General features: G+C 45.2%; 18 protein-coding genes. 7 read left to right on the top strand and 11 right to left on the bottom strand.

Annotated features, from left to right (window positions below):
* Positions 1-18: 18 nt before the first annotated feature.
* Complete coding sequence (locus tag R7P74_RS13495; protein ID WP_005373515.1) at positions 19-483, bottom strand: dCMP deaminase family protein; 465 nt, start codon at positions 481-483, stop codon at positions 19-21.
* 419 nt (positions 484-902) lie between these two features.
* On the opposite strand from R7P74_RS13495, the gene vmeY reads away from it, so the two are divergent.
* Positions 903-2030: a multidrug efflux RND transporter periplasmic adaptor subunit VmeY gene (vmeY, locus tag R7P74_RS13490; RefSeq protein WP_193837924.1), complete on the top strand. Its 1128-nt coding sequence runs from the start codon at positions 903-905 to the stop codon at positions 2028-2030.
* 8 nt (positions 2031-2038) lie between these two features.
* A complete protein-coding gene (gene vmeZ, locus R7P74_RS13485) occupies positions 2039-5191 on the top strand; it encodes a multidrug efflux RND transporter permease subunit VmeZ (protein ID WP_005373507.1) in 3153 nt (1050 codons plus the stop codon).
* Between the two features lie 89 nt (positions 5192-5280).
* Here vmeZ and R7P74_RS13480 read toward each other — a convergent pair whose 3' ends face one another.
* Together R7P74_RS13480 and arfB are read right to left on the bottom strand one after the other, a co-directional pair.
* Entirely contained in the window at positions 5281-7050 is a 1770-nt protein-coding gene (locus R7P74_RS13480) for a methyl-accepting chemotaxis protein (protein WP_017819895.1), read from the bottom strand.
* 100 nt (positions 7051-7150) lie between these two features.
* Entirely contained in the window at positions 7151-7564 is a 414-nt protein-coding gene (arfB, locus tag R7P74_RS13475; RefSeq protein ID WP_005389036.1) for an alternative ribosome rescue aminoacyl-tRNA hydrolase ArfB, read from the bottom strand.
* Positions 7565-7640: 76 nt separating this feature from the next.
* Between arfB and R7P74_RS13470 the strand changes: the two genes are divergently transcribed.
* A complete protein-coding gene (locus R7P74_RS13470; protein WP_017819896.1) occupies positions 7641-8243 on the top strand; it encodes a beta-phosphoglucomutase family hydrolase in 603 nt (200 codons plus the stop codon).
* Positions 8244-8331: 88 nt separating this feature from the next.
* Here the strand turns inward: R7P74_RS13470 and R7P74_RS13465 are convergent, their stop codons facing one another.
* Positions 8332-9324, bottom strand: a complete 993-nt coding sequence (locus tag R7P74_RS13465; RefSeq protein ID WP_017819897.1) for an OmpA family protein — start codon at positions 9322-9324, stop codon at positions 8332-8334.
* Between the two features lie 459 nt (positions 9325-9783).
* Between R7P74_RS13465 and aroG the strand changes: the two genes are divergently transcribed.
* The 3 genes from aroG to R7P74_RS13450 all read left to right on the top strand — a co-directional run bounded on the left by aroG (position 9784) and on the right by R7P74_RS13450 (position 13940).
* Positions 9784-10836, top strand: a complete 1053-nt coding sequence (gene aroG / locus R7P74_RS13460; protein ID WP_005389030.1) for a 3-deoxy-7-phosphoheptulonate synthase AroG — start codon at positions 9784-9786, stop codon at positions 10834-10836.
* A 159-nt stretch (positions 10837-10995) separates the two neighbouring features.
* Positions 10996-12168 (top strand): MFS transporter, encoded by a 1173-nt coding sequence (locus tag R7P74_RS13455; RefSeq protein WP_021035943.1) that lies wholly within the window; start codon positions 10996-10998, stop codon positions 12166-12168.
* A 209-nt stretch (positions 12169-12377) separates the two neighbouring features.
* A complete protein-coding gene (locus tag R7P74_RS13450; RefSeq protein ID WP_258494732.1) occupies positions 12378-13940 on the top strand; it encodes a methyl-accepting chemotaxis protein in 1563 nt (520 codons plus the stop codon).
* Between the two features lie 141 nt (positions 13941-14081).
* Here the strand turns inward: R7P74_RS13450 and tkt are convergent, their stop codons facing one another.
* Together tkt and tal are read right to left on the bottom strand one after the other, a co-directional pair.
* Complete coding sequence (tkt, locus tag R7P74_RS13445; protein WP_042522667.1) at positions 14082-16073, bottom strand: transketolase; 1992 nt, start codon at positions 16071-16073, stop codon at positions 14082-14084.
* Positions 16074-16198: 125 nt separating this feature from the next.
* Entirely contained in the window at positions 16199-17149 is a 951-nt protein-coding gene (tal, locus tag R7P74_RS13440) for a transaldolase (RefSeq protein WP_005373488.1), read from the bottom strand.
* Between the two features lie 466 nt (positions 17150-17615).
* Between tal and R7P74_RS13435 the strand changes: the two genes are divergently transcribed.
* Positions 17616-18617: a sugar-binding transcriptional regulator gene (locus R7P74_RS13435; RefSeq protein WP_005387670.1), complete on the top strand. Its 1002-nt coding sequence runs from the start codon at positions 17616-17618 to the stop codon at positions 18615-18617.
* Positions 18618-18782: 165 nt separating this feature from the next.
* Here R7P74_RS13435 and R7P74_RS13430 read toward each other — a convergent pair whose 3' ends face one another.
* From R7P74_RS13430 to moeA, 5 genes are all read right to left on the bottom strand, one after another.
* Positions 18783-19613 (bottom strand): sulfurtransferase, encoded by an 831-nt coding sequence (locus R7P74_RS13430; RefSeq protein ID WP_017635204.1) that lies wholly within the window; start codon positions 19611-19613, stop codon positions 18783-18785.
* A gap of 140 nt (positions 19614-19753) precedes the next feature.
* Positions 19754-20248, bottom strand: coding sequence for a hypothetical protein (locus tag R7P74_RS13425; RefSeq protein ID WP_318072317.1), 495 nt, complete (start codon positions 20246-20248; stop codon positions 19754-19756).
* A 12-nt stretch (positions 20249-20260) separates the two neighbouring features.
* Positions 20261-22366, bottom strand: a complete 2106-nt coding sequence (locus R7P74_RS13420) for an LruC domain-containing protein (RefSeq protein ID WP_318072316.1) — start codon at positions 22364-22366, stop codon at positions 20261-20263.
* A gap of 176 nt (positions 22367-22542) precedes the next feature.
* A complete protein-coding gene (moeB, locus tag R7P74_RS13415) occupies positions 22543-23292 on the bottom strand; it encodes a molybdopterin-synthase adenylyltransferase MoeB (protein WP_053349250.1) in 750 nt (249 codons plus the stop codon).
* A 9-nt stretch (positions 23293-23301) separates the two neighbouring features.
* A complete protein-coding gene (gene moeA, locus R7P74_RS13410; RefSeq protein WP_039841169.1) occupies positions 23302-24537 on the bottom strand; it encodes a molybdopterin molybdotransferase MoeA in 1236 nt (411 codons plus the stop codon).
* Positions 24538-24759: the final 222 nt, after the last annotated feature.

Below are 24759 nucleotides of genomic sequence, written 5' to 3'. Positions count from 1 at the left end.
AACTATTAAGATGGGATACTAGCGCACGTCTTTGTCTTCAATTTCAATGTCTTCTAGCGGTAACCAGTCGACTTTCACACCCGCTTGATCGAACATATCTTGACTGACTTGGATTTTATCTCCCCAGCGAGATAAAAAGTCTTCAGACTGCTCAGGGCAGTGTACGTGTGAGATCCCTGTTTGAATGATCTTTGCCGCGCAGTTAGGGCAAGGAAAATGCGTTACCCAAATATCACATCCGTCTAAGTCACGTTTTGAGAACAAAATTGCGTTCTCTTCCGCGTGCAGTGTTTTAAGGTATTTCAACTCGCGCTCATCGGTGTCGACACTGTCAGAAACACCATGCGGATAGCCATTAAATCCAACAGATACAATGCGATTCTGTTTAGTAATAACGGCACCGACTTGTGTTGATGGGTCCTTACTCCAAGACGCCACTAGTTCTGCCATCTGGTAAAAGCGTTTCGCCCATTTAGAAATCATAGTCATCCTCTCTGTCGAAGGCGTTGAATTAATTGAATGATAACCCATTTATATTAAAAAAATAGTCAAAATCGGGGTCTTGAGTATGAAGGCGTCACTTTTTACCTTTTTAGCCACAAAACGTTCTTATCTTGAGCACTGAATCTCACTTTACGCCCGAATACAATACTCCCGTTAGTGTTTCCAAGCACACGCTAAAATTCGCGATCTCCTAAGGCGTATATTAAATAGTTATGATTGAGTTGTATGTATATTGCTCATTGAATACCACTGTTAACTAAATTACTTTATTTTCCTTTTGTTTCTCATGTTTACATTTAGAAACACCTTGGGCGCTTTTCAGTGAAGTTTTCAGTGGCAGCAAGGAGTAAGGTTGATAGGAATTCAACAATATCCTGTTCTATAAAGACGGTAAATACATGCAAAAGAAACCACTTGTCGCACTAATGGCGGCTACAGCAATCCTCGCTGGATGCGGGGAAGCTAATAATGCCCAAACGAAAGGTCAAGCGCCTCTCGTAGTGACTCAGGATGTCACGGTTATCGACTACCAACCGAGCAAGTCTTATATCGGTCGCATTGAAGCAGTAGAAGATACCAATATTACCGCGCAGATTTCTGGCTACTTAAAAGCTCGTCACTTTGAAGAAGGGCAAATGGTAGAAAAAGGGCAGCTCCTTTACTCTATCGAGCCATCTTCTTTTGAAGCCCAAGTCGCGAGTGCTAAAGCCGCACTTGCACAAGCTAAAGCGGCGCTAAAAAAAGCCGAATTAGATCATACTCGAGGTAAAAACTTGTTGCCTCGCGGTAGTATCTCTCAATCTGAGTTTGATGCTTTAACTGCGGCACTTCTTGGTGCGAGAGCAGAGCTAGAAGCGGCAAATGCTCAACTTAAACTTGCTGAAGTTAACCTTTCCTATACTCAAATCCGAGCACCTTTTAGCGGACGTATTAGTGATACCAAAGTTAGTACGGGTGATCTGGTTTCTCCGTCATCTGGCGTGCTGACAACTCTGGTGAGTTTAGATCCAGTTCATACCTCATTTAGTGTGAGTGAGCGTGAGCGTTTAGCCATGGGTATGGATCAAGTCAAAGGCGACGGCTCAGCAGAATCAAACCGCGTTGAAGTTCAGCTTGAACTGGAAAATGGACAGTTTTTTGAGCATCTCGGTAAGCTTGATTTCTTAGGTAATCGTATTGACACCAAAACGGGTACGATTGCTATGCGCGCGCTAGTGCCAAATCCAGAGCAGAAGTTACTTCCGGGTCAACACATAAAAGTGAACTTGAGAGATAAGAATACGAAGGACGTTATTGTTATTCCACGACGTGCCGTTCAAACTGACTTAGAAGGTGACTTTGTGATGGTGATGACTGAGGGAAATGTCGCAGAGCGTCGTAACGTAGAGCTTGGCCCTCAGGTTGAACAAGGTATTATCATTCGAGAAGGGCTCGATCAGGAAGATACAGTTATTACACAAGGCCTACAACGTGTGCGTAATGGTGTAGAAGTGCGCCTTCAAGCACCTGCTGAAGACAAGCAGTAGGGGGCACTATGTTAAGTCGTTTCTTTATTCAGAGACCTAAATTCGCGCTGGTTATTTCGATCATATTAACGCTAGCTGGCGCGATCTCACTGGCGATTTTGCCAGTGGCGGAGTACCCACAGATAAGTCCGCCATCAGTCAGCGTTTCGGCATACTACACCGGTGCGAGTGCGGAAGTTGTCGAGCAGGCCATTGCGGACCCCATAGAGACCTCAGTCAACGGCGTTGAGGATATGATATACATGTCTTCAAAGAGCGCGAACGATGGCTCTTACAGCCTAAACGTCACGTTCGATGTCGGCACCGATCCAGATATGGCGCAAGTTAACGTGCAAAACCGCGTGTCACAGATTGAGTCAAAACTGCCTCAAGAAGTTCGCATGGTTGGTGTGACGGTGAAAAAGCGTTCACCTGACTTGCTGATGGTACTTAACTTCTATTCACCTGATGGCAAATACGATGATCAGTTCTTGATTAACTACATTAACTTGAATGTAAAAGATCAGTTGGCTCGTGCGAAAGGTATCAGTGAAGTTAACGTGATTGGTGGTGGCGAATACGCAATGCGTGTTTGGTTAGATCCTGAAAAAATGGCCAACCTTAAGCTAACCACGTCAGACGTATACGCCGCTTTGGCTGAACAGAACGTTCAAGTTGCGGCAGGGCGTGTAGGTGCAGCACCATACAACAATCCGCAAGAAGTTCAGTTTAACCTTGTGACCAAAGGTCGCTTGGAAAGCGTGAGTGAGTTTGAGAACGTAGTCCTTCGAGCTAATCCCAATGGCTCTACGGTTTATCTGAAAGATGTTGCTCGCGTTGAACTAGGCAAAAAGTTCTACGATGGTAACGGTAAGTTCCGTGGCCAGGACGCGTCAATCGTTGCGTTGTCTCTTCAATCGGATGCGAATGCGTTAGAAAGTGGTCAGGCCGTCATGGAGCTCCTTGAAGGCTTGAGCAAAAACTTCCCAGAGGGAATGGAATACGAGACCAGCTACGATACAACCGTGTTCGTATCTGAATCGATCAAAGGGGTAGTAAAAACACTGATTGAAGCGATTCTATTGGTGATTGCTGTAACTTACTTGTTCTTGGGTAGTGCGCGTGCAACGTTGATTCCTGTTGTCGCGATCCCCGTTTCTCTGATTGGTACGTTTGCCATCATGCAGGCAACGGGCTTCACCATTAATACGGTTACTTTGTTTGGCTTGATCCTTGCGATTGGTATCGTGGTGGACGATGCGATTCTGGTTATCGAAAACGTCGATACTACCATGGCGAAAGACCCAAGCATTTCACCGCGTAAAGCGACGTTGCTAGCGATGAAAGAAGTAACGGGCCCAATCATCACGTCGACCTTGGTTCTACTTGCGGTATTCATACCCGTCGCCATGCTGCCAGGTATCACCGGTATCATGTATCGCCAGTTCGCTTTGACCATCTGTATTTCGGTTGTGATTTCATCCATCAATGCATTGACGCTGTCTCCAGCACTTTGTTCTCTGGTATTGAAGCAGGGTGGGGGCAATACCGCTAACTGGTTCCAGGCTTTCAACAGAGGCTTAGAGCGCATCACTACGCGTTATGGCCAGATCGCTGGTTTCTTGGTGAAGAAGTCTTTACTGCTCGTGACGTTCTTTATAGTTGCTATCGCAGCGGTCACTTTCTTTGCGAAAACCACCTCTACAGCGTTTGTTCCTCAAGAAGATAAAGGCATTTTGCTGGTTAACGTACAGCTACCAGATTCAGCCTCTTTATCACGTACTGAAGAAGTCACCAATGATTTAATGAAAATGATCGGTGAAGAGCCTGGTGTGGATGGTGTGACGGTTGCGAACGGTTACTCGTTTATGACAGGCGCAGCAGCATCAAACGGTGCTTCTGTATTTATCAAATTGCATGACTGGGATACTCGTAACTCGCTGCAAGGAGAGCACTCTGCTAATGCTATCGCGGCACGTATTAACGGGCGAGCGGCGACAGAGTTACCTCAAGCGGTTGTTTTTGCGATGGGACCACCGGCGGTTCCAGGTATGGGCGCTGCGTCTGGTTTTGAGTTTGTGCTTGAAGACACGCTAGGGCGAAGTCGTACCGACTTGTCGATGGTCATGGGAGAAATGATCCAAGCGGCTAACCAAGCGCCTGAAATTGCCTACACGTTTAGCACGTTCCGCGCGAATGTTCCGCACTACTACGTTGATATCGATCGTGAGAAAGCGCAGCAATTAGGTATTTCGCTGTCGTCTATTTTCCAAACCTTGCAAGGCAACTTAGGTTCGCTTTATGTGAATGACTTCACCATGTTTGGTAAGAACTTCCGCGTAACCATGCAAGCTGATAGCCAGCACCGTAGCAGCATGGAAGATCTAGAGCGTTTCCATGTTCGTTCTTCGAACGGTGATATGGTTCCGTTAAGTACGCTAGTGAGCTACGAGCAAGTGTTTGAGCCTGATGTGGCATGGCGTTACAACATGTACCGCAGTGCTATCATTCAAGGCCAACCAGCACCGGGTTACTCTAGTGGTGATGCGATTGCCGCAATGGAACGCGTTGCTGCTGAAGTTCTTCCACAAGGGTACACGTATGAATGGACAGGTATGGCTTATCAGGAAGTGCTCGCGGGTAACCAAGCCATTTATGCGTTTGCGCTGGCTTTGATCTTCATTTACTTGTTTATGGTGGCTCAGTATGAGAGTTGGAGTATTCCACTGGCTATTATTTTGGTGGTCCCAGTAGCAACGTTAGGTTCCTTCCTTGCGTTGAATCTAACTGGCACGCCGCTTAACTTGTATGCCCAAATTGGTCTTGTCTTGCTCATAGCCTTGGCGGCGAAAAACGCAATTTTGATTGTGGAGTTCGCCAAGCAAGAGCGTGAAGAAAAAGATGCTGATATCGATAGTGCAGCGGTTAAAGGAGGCACGTTACGTTTCCGCGCTGTGAATATGACATCTTGGTCATTTATCCTGGGTATCTTCCCGCTTATCTTTGCCGCTGGCGCGGGGCACGTGAGTCAAAACTCACTCGGCGTGTCGCTGATTGGTGGTCTATTGTGTGTGCTTCTAGCAGGTACATTCTTGATCCCAGGCTTCTACGCTCTGGTGCAAAGACAGCGTGAGAAAGTTCATGGCGGCAACACCAAGCTGGTTCCTCTTGATGATGAATAATCACATCCGAAGTGCGCAGTAAGCACGAAGTGACAATTGAAAAAAAGCCCGAAGCAATGATTGCCTCGGGCTTTCTATTTTGAAAAGGGTTATTTTAGCGCAGTTTTGAATTGTGCAACGGCTTCATCCATATCATGAGCTTGAGCAGAGACAGAGTTCACTTCATGCAAGCATTCCTGAGCGGATTGCATGTTATTCTCAGATATTGCGTTTAGCTCGGTGATTGAACCGCTAACTTGGTTCATAACGATACCTTGTTCTTCAATTGCTGAAGCTATGCGCTCCGAATTACCTTGAATTGAATGCATGTCAGTGATGATCTGCTGTAGGCTAGAATCCAGTTTTTCAGAAGCATTAAGTGTTTGTTGCCCTTGAGCGTTACATTGATCAATATCAGCAACAACTGTAGACATTTGAGTTTGAATATCTGCAACGACCCGCGTGATTTCCTCAGTGGATTGATGAGTTCGGCTAGCTAGGGCGCGTACTTCATCGGCGACAACTGCAAACCCGCGGCCTTGTTCGCCTGCTCGCGCGGCTTCAATTGCTGCGTTGAGAGCTAGTAGGTTGGTTTGCTCTGCAATTTCTTGGATGATGTTCACGGCACCACCAATTTTATCTACATGCTGATTCAGCGAGCCAATCGACTGCTGGCTGTTTGATAAAATCGTGGTTAGTTGACCGATGTTGGTTACCGTCGCCTCAACAACTCCTCGACCTTGTTCGGCATTATTCGCTGCCTGATGTACGCCTTCTACCGCAACTGATGTGCTTTCAGAGATTTCACCTATTGTGGCAACCATTTGCTGAACTGCCGTCGCCATTGATGCAGTGTGGTCAGTTTGAGTGTGGAATTGCTCCATAACGCCTTCTAACTCACGATGCATATTATCGGTACTTGCAGTGAGTTGCGCCGATTTTTCTTGGGTACTACTAATTAGATGCTCAAGCTTATCCAATAGGTCATTGAGGTGATGACTGATATCAAATAGCTCGTCTTGACCTTTCAAATCAGATCGAAGTCCCATATTGTTCGTTTCGCTGATACTTCGAATGGTGCCAAGTAAGCTATTCACTCGCGTATTGATTGAACGTGAAATTTGCCAAATCAATGCGAAAATAACGACTAAGATCAGAGCTGTAATGACCTGCTTGATGGTCGACATTTGTTCATCACGTTGTGCGGCAGCAGAGCTAAGGGCTGTGGAAAAGGTTTCAAATTGCTCTTCTACGGCATGAGATAATGCGCGAGTTTCACCGAGTAGGCCTTTGTCATAAGCAACCCCAACAACTTGCTTTTGGGCCGCCAATTGCTTACCTGTTTTGATAAGCTCAGGAGCATATTGCCCCTCAAGCAAGTCACTATTGAATAGTCCTGCTTTTACCGCAGAGTCAAAACGGACTAATGCCAATAACTGCTGGTGGTCTGAACGTTGTTTTGCTTCTAATAGTGCTTGTTCGTAACCAGCGAGAAGCCCACTCTTTGAATCAAGCCCGTATCGTTGGTAAGCGCTGACCAGATTCTGAAAGCCCCTTTGGTATGCGAGCAAGTCTTGCTTAAATTGTTGACTGGAAGGTAATTCATTACTCTTGAGTATATTCGCAAGCTCTTTTTCTGTGTCTGTAAACTTGTCAACATTGGCGTCAAACTTATTTAGATATTTGTCATTACTACGTAGTAGGAAATCTTTTTCATTTCTGCGTAAGTTGAGTAAGCGTATTTCTAGATCACCAACGAGTTTGATGGCGTGATTAAGGTCATTGCTCTTATTTTCAAAATGGGATGACGTACCCAAAAGGGCCACGATGCCTAAAATGGCGATAACTCCGAGGAAGTAGAGTTTTTGCCTAATAGTCATATTGTTGTTTCCTGAATAAGTAACTAAAAAGAGAAATCCAATGAGATTTCCAAGGGCTAGCAAACGTTGTTCAACTAACATGTCGAGAAAACGACATGCACTAATACAGCACTTTTTTACGTTGCTGTTTTTTCGCTCCGTGCTTGTTTTTTGTATCAAGTCGTCGGCGTTGAGAAGCGCGGGTTGGTTTCGTTTTAATACGCTTCTTCTCCTGTAAAGCGGCAGCTTTTATCAATGCTTGAAGCCGATTTAGGGCGTCTTCCTTATTTTGTTCTTGTGTCCGAAATTGTTGCGCTTTGATGATGATCACGCCATCTTTACTTATACGACTATCAGAAAGTGCAAGTAATCGCTCTTTGTAAAAGTCAGGTAAGCTGGAATTCCGGATATCAAAGCGCAGGTGTATAGCGGACGCTACCTTGTTAACGTTCTGGCCACCATTTCCTTGAGCTCTAATTGGGGATAATTGAATTTCCCACTCTTGAATTGTGACGGAGTTCGAAATTTTGAGCATGATAAGTAAATGCCGGTAAGGACGATTGAAAGAGCTGATAAATTAACATTACAGATGCACAAATAGAAGAAAAGACATGAGCACGATTGATTTTAGACCCTATGAGGGATTCATATTTGATATGGATGGTACTCTAATCGATACCATGCCAGCCCACTTGGCAGCTTGGCAAGCAACTGCTGAGCGTTTTGATTTTCCGTTTTGCCAGGAATGGTTTCACAGTTTGGGAGGGATGCCGAGCTTTAAAATTGTTGAGGAACTAAATCGTGTGCATGAGCTTTCGTTAGATCCTAAAACTGTCGCGACATTTAAAATGGAAACATTCGCTGCTATGGAGCTTCATGGTGACGTTATTCCTTGCACGAACATCGTGTTAGAGGAATATTTAGGCCATAAGAAAATTGCAGTCGGGACTGGCAGCCAACGAGAAAGTGCCATGCGCTTATTAAGTCATGCAGGTTTATTAGACAAGTTGGATGTTGTAGTAACCGCGAGTGATGTAGAGAACCATAAACCCTTTCCAGATACCTTTTTGGTGGCCGCGGAACAACTCGACTTGGAGGCGTCACAGTGTCTTGTGTTCGAGGATACTGAGTTGGGGAAGCGAGCGGCGCATGCAGCTGGTATGGATTGCGTTATGGTGCAAGATAATGAGTTGATCTTTTTCCCAAAACCATAGTGGCAATATCCCTTAATATGAGATCAAAATGGGGTGCAAATGCACCCCATTAATTTTTACCACATCATCGATCATGAATCATAGATGCTTATTCTGGTTGAACTAGCTCTTGGTATTCAAATGAAGGTACCACAACTTCTACGCGACGGTTTTTCTCACGACCTTCGCGAGTGCTGTTGTCAGCAACTGGGTTTTCTTCACCCATACCTTTAACTGTCAAACGATCTGAACCAATGCCAGCTGCGGTTAGGTAATCAGCAACAGATTGAGCACGACGCTCAGACAGTTTTTGGTTGTATGCCGCAGGGCCTGAGCTATCCGTGTAACCAGTAATCTCTACTTGAGCTTGAGGATATTCGTTCAAGAATGAAACAAAGTTGTCCAGACGTTCAGAAACGGACTCTGTTAACTTAGCACTATCGAATTCAAACGTACCTGTACCGTACTCTTCTTTGTGCACCTTGCTCATCATCACTGGTTCTGGATCTGGCTCGATCACTTCTTCCGTTACAACTGCTGCAACAACTGGAGCTGCTGCAAATTTGTAGTTAACACCGATACCAAAGAAGTTAGCATCCATGTCGTCCCACACGTCGTCAGACATGTCTTGGTAGCGTTGGTATTCAGCGCGAACACTCCAGTTTCTATCGATCGAGTATTCAGCCCCCAAAGAACCTGTTGGGACAAAGTCTGTTTCGTCATCAGACATCATGTAAGCACCACCGATCTTAGCAAACAGATTCCAAGAGTCGTTTAAGTGCCAGTTGAATTTAGGTGCAAGTGTTAAAGCCGTTAGATTGCCGTCAATCGTATTAACCGTGTTAGCCCCTGACATCGAGTTAGCTTTGTAGTCGCCTAAGAAGTCTACGCCGTACTCTAGCCCAATGATATCGGTAAAGTCATAACCGATATGTAGTCCTGCACCGAACGCTTCATCATCACAAGGGCTATTTAGATAGCAAGCGTCGTCAAGTGTAGTCATGCCCACTTTGCCCCCGATGTACATTTCAGCTTGAGCAGAGTTTAAAAGCGCGCTACTACCAGCTACCACTGCTGCTACTGCAATTGCTACTTTGTTCATAATGTTTCCTTGTATTGATTGCATATTAACTTCTACTTCGTTTTATCAAAAAATTAGAAAAAACCAGCGTTTATAAGAAATTAGTTTAATATTCTAATCATTTCATATCAAGCAACAATATATTTGAACTTGATCAACATTTACTACCCAAAAATACCTCACAAACTTCTGATATTTCTTACATTGTAGTAAAGATTTTTTGGTGCATAAGAAAATTGATGATTATTTTGAACTTTTTTTCGTAAACTTTACTTTACATTGTGCGCGGTGGTTAACAGGTGGTTTTTATTTGCATTTATTTGCAAAAACTGATTGCAAGTCTACGCCTAAGCCGATAAGTTACTTAGACGCTAGACAGAAAATGACCACAGCCCTTGATGCTGCTCGCTTTGTGAACAATGTTGCAATGAGTTCAGTTGGTAAAAATGGGGTCGGAAATAAAACCAGGAAGTAGAAGTAATGTTTCAAACTGATGATGTAAGAATAAATAGAGTAAAAGAGTTATTGCCACCTGTTGCAGTATTAGAGAAGTTCCCAGCGACTGAAACCGCTTCTTCGACCACTTTTGATTGCCGTAACGCCATTCACAATATTCTTGAAGGAAAAGACGATCGATTACTCGTGATCGTTGGCCCGTGTTCTATTCACGATCCGGCTGCCGCGGTTGAGTACGGTAAAAAGCTAAAAGTACTACGTGATGAACTGGGCGAGCAGCTTGAGGTTGTTATGCGAGTTTATTTTGAAAAGCCGCGTACAACCGTTGGTTGGAAAGGCCTTATCAATGACCCTTACTTAAATGACACCTATAAGCTAAATGATGGTCTACGTATCGGACGTAAACTTCTTCTTGATCTAACCGATATGGGCTTGCCAACGGCAAGTGAATTCTTAGATATGATCACACCTCAGTACGTGGCGGATTTGATCAGTTGGGGCGCTATCGGTGCTCGTACGACAGAATCTCAGGTTCACCGCGAGCTAGCTTCTGGTCTTTCTTGTCCTGTAGGTTTCAAAAACGGTACTGACGGGAATATTAAAATAGCGAGCGACGCGATTCGTTCTGCAAGCGCTTCCCATCACTTCCTTTCAGTAACAAAATACGGTCATTCCGCGATCGTAGAAACCGCTGGTAATCCAGACTGCCATATTATTCTACGTGGCGGTAAAGAACCAAACTACAGTGCAGCACATGTAGCTCAAATTAAAGATGAGCTGGACACTGCAGGTCTGCCGAAAAAAGTGATGATTGATTTTAGCCATGCTAACAGCTCGAAGCAGTTCAAGCGTCAAATGCTGGTGTCTGATGATGTATCCGAGCAAATCTCTGGTGGCGAAGAAGCCATTTTTGGAGTGATGATCGAGTCTCATTTAGTTGAAGGTCGCCAAGACTTAGTGGATGGTAAAGCAGCCACTTATGGTCAGTCGATCACTGATGCATGTATTGGCTGGGAAGACACGGAAACGGTACTTCGTCAGCTTTCTGATGCAGTAAAAGCGCGCCGCAACAAGTAAGCTCAACAGAAAAACTTTATAAAAGCGAAAAGTGAATAGTGAAGAGCCAGAGGTACTATGCCTCTGGCTCTTTTTGTTGAGAATTACTCTCATATCTTTCTATTGTTTCTGCTTTCCTATATGTTATCTGTATACGTTGTAACCAAAAGGAATTTGGAATTGAATCGTAATGTATGGCTTCTATCCCTCTGCCAAGCCTTATTAATGACAGGGAATATTTTACTCATATCTGTTATTGCCCTTATTGGCAAAACACTTGCGCCGTCATCAAGTTTTATCACATTACCAGTTGCACTGCAGTTTTTGGGACTGATGGCCGCGACAATTCCTGCGTCGCTAATTATGGGCAAGTTGGGGCGTCGCCTTGGTTTTAGCCTTGGTAATGTCATTGGCATTTTGGGTGCTAGTCTAGCGACGTATGCATTAAGTCAACAAAACTTCTATCTGTTCTGCATGTCTACGTTTTTGCTTGGTGTTGGTATAGGTTTCGGTACTCTATACAGGTTTGCTGCCATTGAAGTGTGTGAAGAGTCGGCAAGGCATAGGGCGATTTCGATATCTATGGCGGGTGGGGTGTTAGCGGCGATCCTTGGGCCTAATCTGGCCGTGTACTCGCAGCAGTGGTCAGATGATGGCTTATACATTAGTGCATTTGCTGTGCTTGTCGTGCTTTATATAACCGCGTTGGTTGTGCTACAAACCATTCGTTTTCCACCTGCACACACGCAGGCGCTACACGCTAAGGCGGATAAGCTGAGACTGATTATTCGTCGACCTAATTTCATGCTGGCAGTTATCGCGGCAATGGTTGCGTACGCGGTGATGAACATTTTAATGACAGCAACTCCTTTAGCGATGATTGGTTGTGGCTTTGATTTTGATAAAGCGGCGGGAGTGATCGAATGGCACGTGTTGGGTATGTTTGCACCTGCGTTTGTCACGGGCCGTCTGATAGAGCGGTTTGGCGCTAAGAATATGATTTTGGCGGGTGGATTGCTATTTGTTGCTTGTATTGGAATTAATATACATGGAGTGTCTATCTGGCATTTTAGTCTTGCTTTAATCCTGTTAGGAATAGGGTGGAACTTTATGTTTATCGCAGCAACCGGGCTGTTTAGTCAAAGCTATGAAGCGAAAAACAGAAGCAAGGCTCAAGCGTTTAATGAATTCTTCGTGTTCAGTTGTGTCACCATCACCGCATTACTATCTGGTTGGCTTGAGTCTACCGTAGGTTGGCAGAATCTTAATTTGTATGTTCTTCCATTTGTGTTACTCGTTATCGCGATGTTTGCGTTAAAAACGAATAAAAAGCCAGAATCACAAACCGCTTAATTAAGTCTTAATATATAACCCGGCCTATCGTGTCGGGTTTGTTTATTAGCTCAAATCAACAATCTCCTCTTTATGTTTTTATCGATAATGTGAATTCCCACAATAAAAATGTCGATTTGATAAGACTTTTTATCTAACTTTTTGTAATAAAAATAAAAATCCTGTATATATCTTGCCGAAAATCAATAAAAACTAAAGAAGTTTCGTCTATGTCAGCCAATATTTCTCATAAAGCTCAAGAAACTCTCGTGAGGGAGTCTGAGGAACTCGTCTCAACAACGAACTTACAAGGCGTTATTACATATTGTAATGAAGCCTTTTGCCGCGTTGCTGAATACACTCACGAAGAACTTGTCGGTCAGAACCACAATATAGTTCGTCATAATGATATGCCTAAAGCCGCTTTCGGTGACATGTGGGCACGCCTTAAACAAGGTAAAGCCTGGCGTGGAATGGTTAAGAATGCCACTAAGTCTGGCGGTTACTATTGGGTTGATGCTTATGTCACCCCTATCTACGAAGACAACCATGTTGTTGGGTATCAATCAGTGCGCGTGAAACCAAAGCGAGAGTGGGTTGATATTGCGACAAAAGCCTACAAAAGCATGCGTACTGCAGAGAAGTCTGGTCGAACTTGGTCGTTGAAAATCAATGAAACCATTCGCTATGCGATTCTACTTGGTGCACTAACCGCACCTGCAACCGCATACGCGTTGGCTGTTGAAGGGCCGTTGGCTTGGCTTGCAAGTGCGTTACCTGCAAGTGTTCTGGCTCTGTTATTCCGCCAAGAGTTAATTGATACACCTCAGCAACTTAAAAAGTTACAAAAGCAATATGACAGCGTAAGTCGCTTGATCTATTCCGGTAACACGGCATTTTCGATTGCCGATTTCCATATCAAAATGCTATCCGCAAGAATTCGAACCGTGTTAGGAAGAATGACTGACTCCGCATTGCCTTTGCAGCATTGCGCCGAAGAGCTTAGTCAAACAACGGCAGAAGTCTCGGCTGCATTAAATCAGCAAAATACCGATATTCATCGTGTGCGAGATGCTACCCAAGAGGTGGAGTTGTCGGCAAATTCGGTTTCTTCGAGTACCAATGATGCCCATATGTTGATTGATGATACATTGAAGTCATGCTTGATGGCGAAGGAGACCATCGATCAAACGCACACCAATCTAGCGCAATTAAGTCTTCAAGCTGAAAAAGCGACGGAAACGACGTATCAACTGAGTGATCAGGCGCAGAAGGTGAACCATTTGATGGAAGAGATTGGTGGGATCGCAGAGCAAACCAATTTACTGGCACTTAACGCGGCGATTGAAGCAGCAAGGGCAGGGGAGCAAGGTCGTGGTTTTGCTGTTGTAGCTGATGAGGTCCGCGCGCTTTCTGGGCGTACATCCAATGCAACTGAACAAATCCAAGCTTCTATCTCCACTATGTTGGCAACGATTCAAAGTTGGCAGAAAGATATTCTGGCAAACAAAGAGCAAACCGATGCCTGTTCTCAAGTAGCAGAACAAAGCGCGTTGCGTTTGTCTGAAGTTGAACAGATGATGCAAACCATGAGTGGGCTGATGGTTGATGTAGCAGAAGCGGCGAATAACCAGTTAAAGCTATCTAGTGATGTAAACCAGCACATTCATTCTATCGCTTCGACCGCAGAACAAAACTTGGCAGCAACACATTCAGTTGAACAAAACAGCCGACAGTTGAAAGACCAAGTACAAGATTTCTATCAGCTCGCACTTCGATTTGAAGACAAATAGTCGTAACGAAAGTTGTGATGTTTATGTCCTGGCTGCGTTTATGCGAATAGGAGCCAGATAAAAGAAAGCCCCGCCATTGCTGGTGGGGCTTTTCAGTTTTCACATTCGCAATAGAGAAAACTGACTATCTTTTTACTGCAATTACGCGAGTAGCTCTTTTGCTGTGTTCACTACGTTTTCAGTCGTGAAACCAAACATTTTGAATAGTTCGCCAGCTGGTGCAGATTCACCGAATGAAGTCATACCGATGATGCGACCGTCGAAGCCTACGTACTTGTACCAGAAGTCAGCAATACCTGCTTCAATTGCGATACGTGCTGTTACGTCTGATGGCAGTACAGCTTCACGGTAAGCGGCGTCTTGTTTGTCGAATGCGTCTGTTGATGGCATTGAAACAACGCGTACTTTCTTACCTTCAGCAGTTAGCTGTGCTGCTGCTTCTACTGCTAGTTCAACTTCAGAACCTGTTGCGATAAGGATTAGCTCTGGCTTGCCTTCGCAATCTTTCAGAATGTAAGCACCTTTCGCGATGTCTGCTACTTGTTCTGCTGTGCGCTCTTGTTGCGCAAGGTTTTGACGAGAGAAGATAAGTGCTGTCGGTGCATCTTTACGTTCAATCGCTAGTTTCCAAGCTACAGCGGACTCAACTTGGTCACATGGACGCCATGTGCTCATGTTTGGTGTTAGGCGTAGCGATGCCATTTGCTCAACTGGTTGGTGAGTTGGACCATCTTCGCCAAGACCGATAGAGTCATGCGTGTACACTTGGATGTTCTGAATTTTCATCAGCGCAGCCATACGCATTGCGTTACGTGCGTACTCCATGAACATTAGGAATGTTGCGCCGTAAGGAACGAAACCACCGTGTAGCGCGATACCGTTCATGATCGCTGTCATACCGAATTCACGTACGCCGTAGTGGATGTAGTTACCAGAGAAGTCGCTTGCTTCTAGAGACTTAGAACCAGACCACATGGTTAGGTTAGAAGGTGCTAGGTCAGCAGAGCCACCCATGAACTCTGGTAGTAGAGCACCAAATGCTTCTAGAGCATTTTGAGACGCTTTACGTGATGCAATGTTTGCTGGGTTAGCTTGAAGATCAGCAATGATTTGGCTTGCTTTCTCTTCCCACTGTGCAGGAAGCTCACCGTTTACGCGGCGTTTAAATTCAGCTGCCAGCTCAGGGTACGCTGCTTCATAAGCTGCAAATTTCTCGTTCCACGCTGCTTCCTTAGCTGCGCCTGTTTCTTTCGCTGACCATTCTGCGTAGACTTCTTGCGGAATTTCAAAAGGACCGTGCTCCCAACCTAGTTCTTTGCGTGTTGCTGCGATTTCTTCTGCACCTAGTGGCGCACCGTGACAATCGTGTGAACCAGATTTGTTTGGTGAACCAAAACCGATGATAGTCTTAGTACAGATAAGTGTAGGACGTGGATCCGCTTTCGCTGCTTCAATTGCTGCGTTGATTGCGTCAGCATCGTGACCATCGACTGCAGGGATTACGTGCCAACCGTAAGCTTCGAAACGCTTAGGTGTGTCGTCAGAGAACCAACCTTCAACGTGACCGTCGATAGAGATGCCGTTGTCATCCCAGAACGCGATCAGCTTGCCTAGACCTAGAGTACCTGCAAGAGAACATGCCTCGTGCGAAATACCTTCCATCAGACAGCCGTCGCCCATGAACACGTAAGTGAAGTGGTCAACGATGTCGTGGCCTTCTTTGTTGAATTGCGCTGCTAGCGCTTTTTCAGCTAGAGCCATACCAACCGCGTTAGTGATGCCTTGACCTAGCGGACCCGTTGTGGTCTCGATACCTGGCGCGTAACCGTACTCTGGGTGACCAGGAGTTTTAGAGTGAAGCTGACGGAAGTTTTTCAGATCGTCGATAGACAACTCGTAACCTGCAAGGTGCAGTAGAGAGTAAATCAGCATTGAGCCGTGGCCGTTAGACAGCACGAAACGGTCGCGGTCTGCCCACTCAGGGTTTGATGGGTTGTGGTTTAGATGAGAGCGCCAAAGAACTTCAGCGATGTCAGCCATACCCATAGGTGCACCTGGGTGACCAGAGTTAGCTTGTTGAACACCATCCATGCTTAGCGCACGGATTGCATTTGCTAGATGTTTACGATCCATAGTGATTACTTCTCGATATTTGATTTAAATAGAGGGAACTCGCCGAAACAAGTTCAAATAGAATTTTTTGAAAATAGTGCTGATGGTAAAAGCGAGTAGACGGGCTACTCGCTTTTGGTAAGCAATTATAGCTTAGCTTCGATCATCGCTTCTAGTTTGCCTTGGTCAACGGCGAAGTTGCGGATACCTTCAGCCAGCTTCTCAACAGCCATTGGGTCTTGGTTATGTTCCCATAGGAATTCAGCGTGAGTCATTGGTGCTGGACGCTCAGCTGCGCCTTTAGAATCAACTAGTTTCTCAACTACTTCACCTTCAGCTGCTTCTAGTTCTGCAAGTAGAGCAGGAGCGATAGTTAGACGGTCACAACCAGCTAGTTCTAAGATCTCACCGATATTACGGAAGCTTGCGCCCATAACTACAGTTTTGTAGCCGTATTCTTTGTAGTAGTTGTAGATCTTAGTTACAGATAGTACGCCTGGATCTTCTTGAGCTTCGAAGTCACGGCCTTCTTTCGCTTTGTACCAGTCCATGATACGACCAACGAATGGCGAGATTAGGAATACGCCCGCTTCTGCACAAGCACGTGCTTGAGCGAACGAGAATAGAAGCGTTAGGTTACAGTTGATGCCTTCTTTTTCTAGGATCTCAGCTGCGCGAATGCCTTCCCAAGTTGAAGCCAGTTTGATAAGGATACGGTCGTTAGTGATGCCAGCATCGTTGTACATTTTCACTAGTTGACGAGCTTTCGCTACGCTGCCTTCCATATCGTAAGATAGACGAGCGTCTACTTCTGTAGAGATACGACCTGGGATAGTTTTTAGGATTTCTTTACCGATGTTTACTGCAAGCATGTCACAAGTATCTTGAACTTGTTGAGCTTTGTCGTTGCTCTGTGCTTTAGCGTATTCGATTGAAGCATCGATTAGAGGTGCGTACTCTGCGATTTGAGCGGCTTTAAGGATAAGAGAAGGGTTAGTTGTTGCGTCTTCTGGCTGATACTTTTTAATTGCATCAATCTCGCCAGTGTCTGCTACTACAGTCGTTAGTTTACGAAGTTGCTCTAACTTGTTGCTCATAATCGATCATCCTATTTAAATGGGCTTAAGCGTGATTTTTGTTATCACAGCTTGTGCATTTGCAAGCGAGTTAGCTAACCGTCTCATCGCATTTAATGAGACATCTGCTCAGCCAACTACGGAAAATTTCGTTACCGAACAAATGCTATGAACATTTGATCGATAGCTGAGTAAATGATGTGTCCATATTTATCCTATCTATGCTGAAAGTCAATCGCTGAAATGGACTTATAGTGAACTTCATCAACGTTTTTTTACTGTGTGTTTAGTGGTTAACCCAAATAAACGTTTGCCCTTATTGTTCAAAGCTTGAGCGTTGTCCAAGAGGGTAAAAAATTGTAGTGAGAAAATGTTATTGCGATGAGCAAATGTAGCGTTTAAATTGATAAAGAACATATGCTAAGTCAATGAGCATATGTTCACTTATTGCATACAATATCGATCCTCTTAAAGGGCGAGAGAAACCATGAGCAGTTCTAATCAAGATATTTCCATTGAAAACACGGATTTGTTGACAGAGATTTCCGTCGCGTATTATCAAGACGGTGCGACTCAGGAAGAGATATCGAGAAAATTTGCCATATCACGCGCAAAGGTCGGGCGAATGCTCAAGCAGGCACGTGATGAAGGCATTGTTGAAATTACCGTTAAATACCATCCGGTGTTCAGCGCCAAGATTGAACAACGTTTGATCGAGCGATTCGGCGTTAAGCGCGCGCTTGTTGCTCTTGATCAACCGAATGAAGAAGCGCAACGACTACAGGTATCGGGATTGGTGTCCAATTATCTCACTAGCACGCTCAAAAACGGCATGGTGGTGACGGTCGGACAAGGGCGCAACGTGTCGTCTGTCGCTCACCATATTGGTGTTATTACGCCGCGTGACTGTAAATTTGTGTGTGGCATTGGTGGTATTCACCCGCGTGGCGGTATGTATAACGCCGACCATATTTGTCGTCAGTTGGCGAAGAAATATGGGGGAACCTCTGAAACCCTTTATGCGCCGGCATACGCAGAAAATAGAGAACAGAAGTTGGCCTTCATGCAAAATGCAACCGTGAAACAAACGCTCGACCTAGCACGTAAAGCCGATGTTGCTTTGGTTGGTATTGGTGACATGAGCGAAAACAGTTACATGGTCGACTTAGGTTGGTTTACGCCTGATGAAGTGGTTCAGTCGAGACTTCAACAAGGTGTGGTAGGGGATTTTGCAGGTTATGACTTCTTTGATATTCACGGTAATGTAGCGAACACGGTAATGAGTGACCGAGTAATTGGACTTGGTATTGAAGAGTTTCGGCCGATCTCGGAAGTCATTGCGATCGCAGCTGAGAACAGCAAGCCACTCGCTCTACTCGGAGCATTAAGAACTGGAGCGATAGACGTGATCGCCACGAGCGTTAGTAACGCATTAACCGTGCTCAACTTAGATGAGCAAATGCACGGTAACGCGACATCTGAACGCTAACGGAAATAGTCGGCTTTTGATGTAGTCAGGCTATGAGGAGGGACAAATCACTCATAGCCAGTTTCTATTTCGAAATGACAAGTTTGGTTTAGAAGCTGCGTTTAGTTTATTGGAACACATCATCTTTAGATAAACGTAAGATACTTTGTTAAACAGACACTTGTCTTAACGCTCGATAGGTAGAGAGTGGTCAGCACCCCATTCGGTCCAAGAACCGTCGTACACCGACAGATTGTCTAGACCAATTTGATACGCCGCGAGTAATAAAATGCATGCGGTTACACCGGAACCGCAACTAAAAATAATCGAATTGTCACTATCTATCGTTAGTGCGCTAAATATCTGTTGCAACTCTGAGTTTGGTTTAATGTGACCGTTGGTCAAGAGTTCTTGAAACGGTAAGCAAACCGAATTTGGAATGTGCCCACTACGTAGACCTTCTCGTGGCTCAGGCACTTCACCAAGGAATCGTGCTTTGGCTCTGGCATCGATGATGTTGGCACTTTTATTGGTTGAATGAGCAAGAACATCTTGTGCACTCAAAAAGGCATTTTGGTTGAGCTTACCTGCAAAGTTACCTTCTTCGCTTGGTTGCGATAGGGTACTTTCAACAGGGAATCCGGCTTCAACCCAAGCGGGAAGGCCGCCGTTTAAGACTCGAACATTATCATGTCCCATAGCTTTGAACATCCACCAAGCTCTTGGCGCGGCTAAAGTGCCAGAGTTGTCGTAAACCACAATCAAATCTTCGTTGTTCAAACCGAGTTGTTGCGCACTTTGGTTGAAGCCTTCTTCTGTTGGCATCATATGCGGCAGGGAAGAACCGGGTAAGCAAAAGTCATTGTCGTAATCGAAGCGTAAAGTATTTGGAATCCACTTATCTTGAATCTTTTTGCCTTCAGAAGGGATTTGAAACGCAATACTAGCGTCGAGGAGCTTGACGTTAGGTTGGCCGAGAAGGCTATTGAGTTCATCAGTACTAATCAGTGCTTGCATTGTCTTTAGTTTGCTAGGTGGATAATCTTACTGTTTTACAACAAAAAAATCGCATGTTCAAAAGAACGATGCGATTTTTAAGCTTGAGATTGAAGATTTATGATGAAAGGTCGCTTTCGCCATGCCTTCAATCTATCTAGTTACATGGTCCAAGTGTTGTCTCCAGAAGTAATCACTTTCTGAATTGGGTCACTGCCGTCATAGAACCAAATTTCAACAAGTAGGCTACCTTGGCTATCAGAAACATTAAAGTCGACGTTTGCTGTACCGTTGTTGAGTGGAACCGATGCGACTTTGCTTGGATATTTTGCATCGTAGTTACCTGAACTGTTCTCGACAAACTCTTTGTACACGCTTAGGTGTGCACGTTGTGAAGAGAAACCACTGATGTTTACATTGAGCGTACCCTCCGTCACTGGGTTGTAGCTAAAGCCATCCGGTACTACTAGGCCCTGCATGGTTGCATTTTCTACAGTTACGGTAGTCTCTTCTACGGTTGTTTCTTCCTGTTGGGTTGTGTCTTCCTCTGCAACGGTGGTTTGGGTTGGTGAAGGTGGTGTACTGTTACCACCTCCGCCGCCACCGCCACAAGCCGTTAGTGCTAATCCCATGATGATTGTGATAAGTGCTTTCATAATGTTATCTCCCTATGGAATGTAGCATTTGTTAGGTGTTGGAGCGGTGTGCCAATCTGTGCTTCGTTCGCCACCAGACTCAGCCCAAGTTTGGAATTGAGGGTATGCATCGACCATGTCTACACGCTCTAGCGGCCAATCCCAATCTTCTACTATCAACAGTGCCCAAGGTAAGTTGTTTGCTGTTTTGAAGTACACACCTTGCGCAGGGTCACTTGCATCGACGCCGACACCGAAGAGGTTTTGGTCATCAAACTGTTCTGTTGGTGCTTGGTCTGCTAAGTGAACTTCCCACTTACGCCCTGGTTGGAAAGTAATACCATCGCCATGGTAAGTGCCCGGTGTTGCAAAGATGAACGGGTCGTATGGCATGGCTTGAATTGCTGAACGGTCAGAGCCTTCAGTGAAGTACACATTCAAGGTAAAGGTGAGTGAAACGTTATCATCACAGCCAGACTCGGTACGGAAGTAGCTACAGCTGCTCGCCGCGTGTGTGCTTAAGTCTTCACTGATGATGAAAATGGCTTCATCAGAAATACTTTCCAAGCCATTAGATGCTTGTTCTACACCATTGAAGGATAGCGTCGTTAATCCATTTTCAATCGAGCTTCTCAAAACACCCGGTAGTCGGATTGCGAAGCCATTTTTGTAACTTGCGCCGTAAGCCGCTAGGTCACCAGTAATTTGAATATTCTCAACATGACCAGCAAGACTGGTTTCAGTGATGCGGAATTTCACGACCACATCGTTCATATCGTAGTCTGCGGTGTATGGCCAGTTATCTTCGTAAGCGACGGTGGCGTAATCTTCTGCACTCGGGAAATATTCCACTGAGTAGCCATTACCAGTAATGGTAATTGGGTAATCTTCCACCTCACCAGATGTCGAACCACCATCGTAGTTTAATCCGGTTTGTTGGCTAAAGCGGAATCGGCTCCAGCTAGACCCTTCCGTTGCAGCGGTTGAAACGACAAACGGTAGGGGATTATTACCCGCAGACAGTAGTTGGTCAGTAAAGACTTGTTCGCCTTCATCATTAAAGTCACCATCGCGGTTCCAGTCAAACCATGCTGATAGGTAACCAGAAGTAGAAGCAGTCACATTCACAATTGAGCTTAAGCCTGGGTCAAGTGCGGATACAAAACCAACACCATCTTCATCGGCTGTGCCCACAGAGTTGTCGTTTGCTTGACCGTCGGCATCACCATCAGGAGCGACTGAACCAAGCCAAGTTACACCGTCGACTTCGTGGCGAGGACCGTTTGACGCAAGTGTTGTGTGGTAGCTGTCTGGAGCATCACCGAAATCAATTGGCTCGTCTTCGTTAATCACCGGAGCATTTGCACAACGTGCGCCATCATTTTGGCTTGAGCTTGGACCGTTGGATACAAACTCAACCGCAGGAACGATACCTGCTGCGATATTGGCTGCGTTACCTTCCGAAAGGTCAACGCGATAGATTTTGCCATCTTGGTTACGTGACACGTAGTAGTTGCCGTTTACATCGAAGTAGCCAGCACCAAATGTGCCTTTCTCACCTGTGTCACCTATCGCAGTTGCGCTACCATTTGATGGGTTGAACTGATATAGCACACCAGAGTTGTTGTCGATGCCGTAAAGGGAGCCATCACCTGGATGAAATGCAAAGTCGGTTAGGTTCACAGTCGTTGTTGAGCTGATTTTCACGATGCTCAATGTCGCATTTGGATCAGAATCGAGCGGAGAAAGGTCAATGGAGAAAAGTCCTTTGCCTTTGCGGTACAAGTAGTAGACGTGGTTGTAAACGTCACCTACGTAAAACGTGTGGTCGGTAGGAAGACCCGAAACATCAAGTGTCTCTGCTTGGAAGTCTTGACCAAGACGAACAATCTTTTTGTTTGTGGTGTCGTAGCCGTAGATATAACGGTCAGTGAAGTTAAAGCCTACACCGTTGATGCCCGAAGCCAAACCTGTGTCGTCCTCTAAAAGAGTCGTAGAGCCTGTAACCAAATTGACGCCATAGATTTGAACCGGGGTTGATTGGAATAGGTATGCTTGGCTTGGGCACGTATCAAATGGCGCCGCTTGTGCATAAGCGCTAACTATTAGAGACCCAAGTAGTAGTGATGTCCTTTTCATAATTCGCCCTCTCATTGGTTCGTGATATATGCAATGAAAGGAATGTGCCAACTTTTAAATTGTTGAATTTTATGAAGTTAAAATTTGTAAGAAGAAGGGTTTTAAATCTGATTGTCAAAATGAGAAAAAAGCCCAACATCGAGTTGGGCTTTTTGGGAATGATTAGAGGTTTAGAACTAACTACAAACCGGACAGGTTGGCATTTTCATCAGATTCATTTCTCGCCAAGACATGCTGAGCGCGTCCAAAATCAGAATTTTGCCTTTCTTTGGTTGGCCGTAATCAGCAATCACTTTGATCGTCTCCATCGCTTGTACTGCGCCAACAATACCCACAACAGGAGCCATGACTCCGGCTTCGACACAACTTAACGCACCGCTGCCGAAGAGGGCACTTAAGCACTGGTAACATGGTTGAGTTGGGTCGTCGTAAGTAAACACACTCACTTGGCCTTCCATACGAATAGCCGCGCCTGAAATTAGCGGTGTTTTAGTCGCAAAACATAGGCGGTTAAGTTGATTGCGCGTATCGACGTTATCTGATGCATCGACAACAATAGTGTGTTGCTTAATCAGGCTCTCTAACGCGGTATCATCAAGACGTTTTGCGATGGTATCTACGACAATGTGCGGATTAAGTTCACGTAGTGCATTGGCCGCCGAGTCTACCTTCTTACGACCAATATCCGCATCGTGGTGCAGCACTTGGCGCTGAAGGTTAGACAACTCGACGATATCATCATCAATCAGCGTGATTTTACCGACACCAGCAGTCGCCAAATATTGGCTTGATGCGCAGCCTAAACCGCCAGCACCAAGCATCAATACCGATGCTTGTTTGAGTGCTTCTTGTCCTTCAAAGTCAAACTGACGAAGAATGATTTGGCGGTTGTAACGCAACATTTCCTGATCGGAAAGAATATCCACAACGTCTTCCTAGTAAAGGGTTGAGTTGAATAGTTGAATCTGAACCGTTTCGCCCACTTCAACTCGGCCGCGTTCACGTTCCAAGACAACAAAACAGTTCGCTAGGCTCATTGAGCGGAATGCACCAGAGCTTTGGTTACCGGTTGTTTCAACGACAAACTTGCCATCTTCCAATGTATAGATACCACGTTGGTAATCGGTACGACCTGGCGCTTTCTTAAAGGCGGTTTTGGTTGTTGCTGGAATAGATTCGGGTGCTTTCCATTCTGTATGGCCTGCAAGTTTTGCCAGCATTGGTTGAACAAGCACGTACATAGTAAGAACTGCAGAAACAGGGTTACCCGGCAGCCCACAGAACCAAGCTGTACTTAGCTTACCAAATGCGAAAGGTTTACCCGGCTTGATTGCTAACTTCCAGAAACCGATTTCACCAAGCTCTTCAAGAATGTCTTTGGTGTAATCCGCTTCGCCCACACTAACACCGCCTGAGGTCACAACCACATCTGCCAATGTTTGCGCTTGTTCAAAGGTTGCTTTCAGAGTCTCTGGGCAATCTGGAATGATACCAAGATCAACGGCTTCACAACCGAAGTTCTCGATAAGTGGTTTAATACCGTAACGGTTGCTGTCGTAGATCTGACCTTCGTCTAGCGGTTCGCCCAGTGGTTTAAGTTCATCACCAGTAGAGAAGAAAGCAACTTTTGGCTTACGTACTACTGTCACATGGCTAACACCAAGCGACGCAATCATCGGAATATCGCGAGGTGTCAAACGTGCACCTTTTGCCAGTACGATGTCGCCTTGTTTGATGTCGTCACCTGTTGGGCGGATGTTGTTTTGTGGCTTCACGTCGGTTTGGTTGAACTGAATGCCAGCATCTGTTACTTCAGTGTTTTCTTGCATGATAACGGCATCACAACCCTGTGGGATTTTTGCGCCAGTCATGATGCGAACACAGGTACCTTGAGGCCATTCACCTTCAAAAGGTTGTCCTGCAAATGATTTACCTGCCAGAGGCAATACAGAAGATGACTCAAGATCTTGAATGCGAATAGCGTAGCCATCCATTGCTGAGTTATCAAATGGTGGTACGTGAATAGGAGACAAAATGTCTTCTGCCAGTACAAAACCGAGTGCGTCAGCAAGTGGAAGAGAAAGCGTTGTTTGGATAGGTTTGATTCGCGATAGCATTTTGTCCATCGCTTCTTCAATTGGCATCAAGCCAGGTGCGTCGCAGCAGCCCATTGAGAAAATCCTGTGTTCTTTTGTTTTGTGGCAACTTTACCATAAAAGGGGACTGAGTAAGAATGTCCACCTATAAAATATGGGTGTAATTATTCAAAAATCCGAGTATCCTTGTCAGCCATCCAAAAGGGGTAAAAAACCTGCGGAGCTCAAGAAAATCAGCTCAGTACCTTCATCTGATGTGACTTGGTGTAAAGACACGAACTGAGCAACTCAAAGCGA

The organism is Vibrio sp. 2033 (assembly GCF_033339735.1).
Note: the sequence above shows the minus strand (reverse complement) of the source record. Positions and strands in the feature narration are given on the sequence as shown.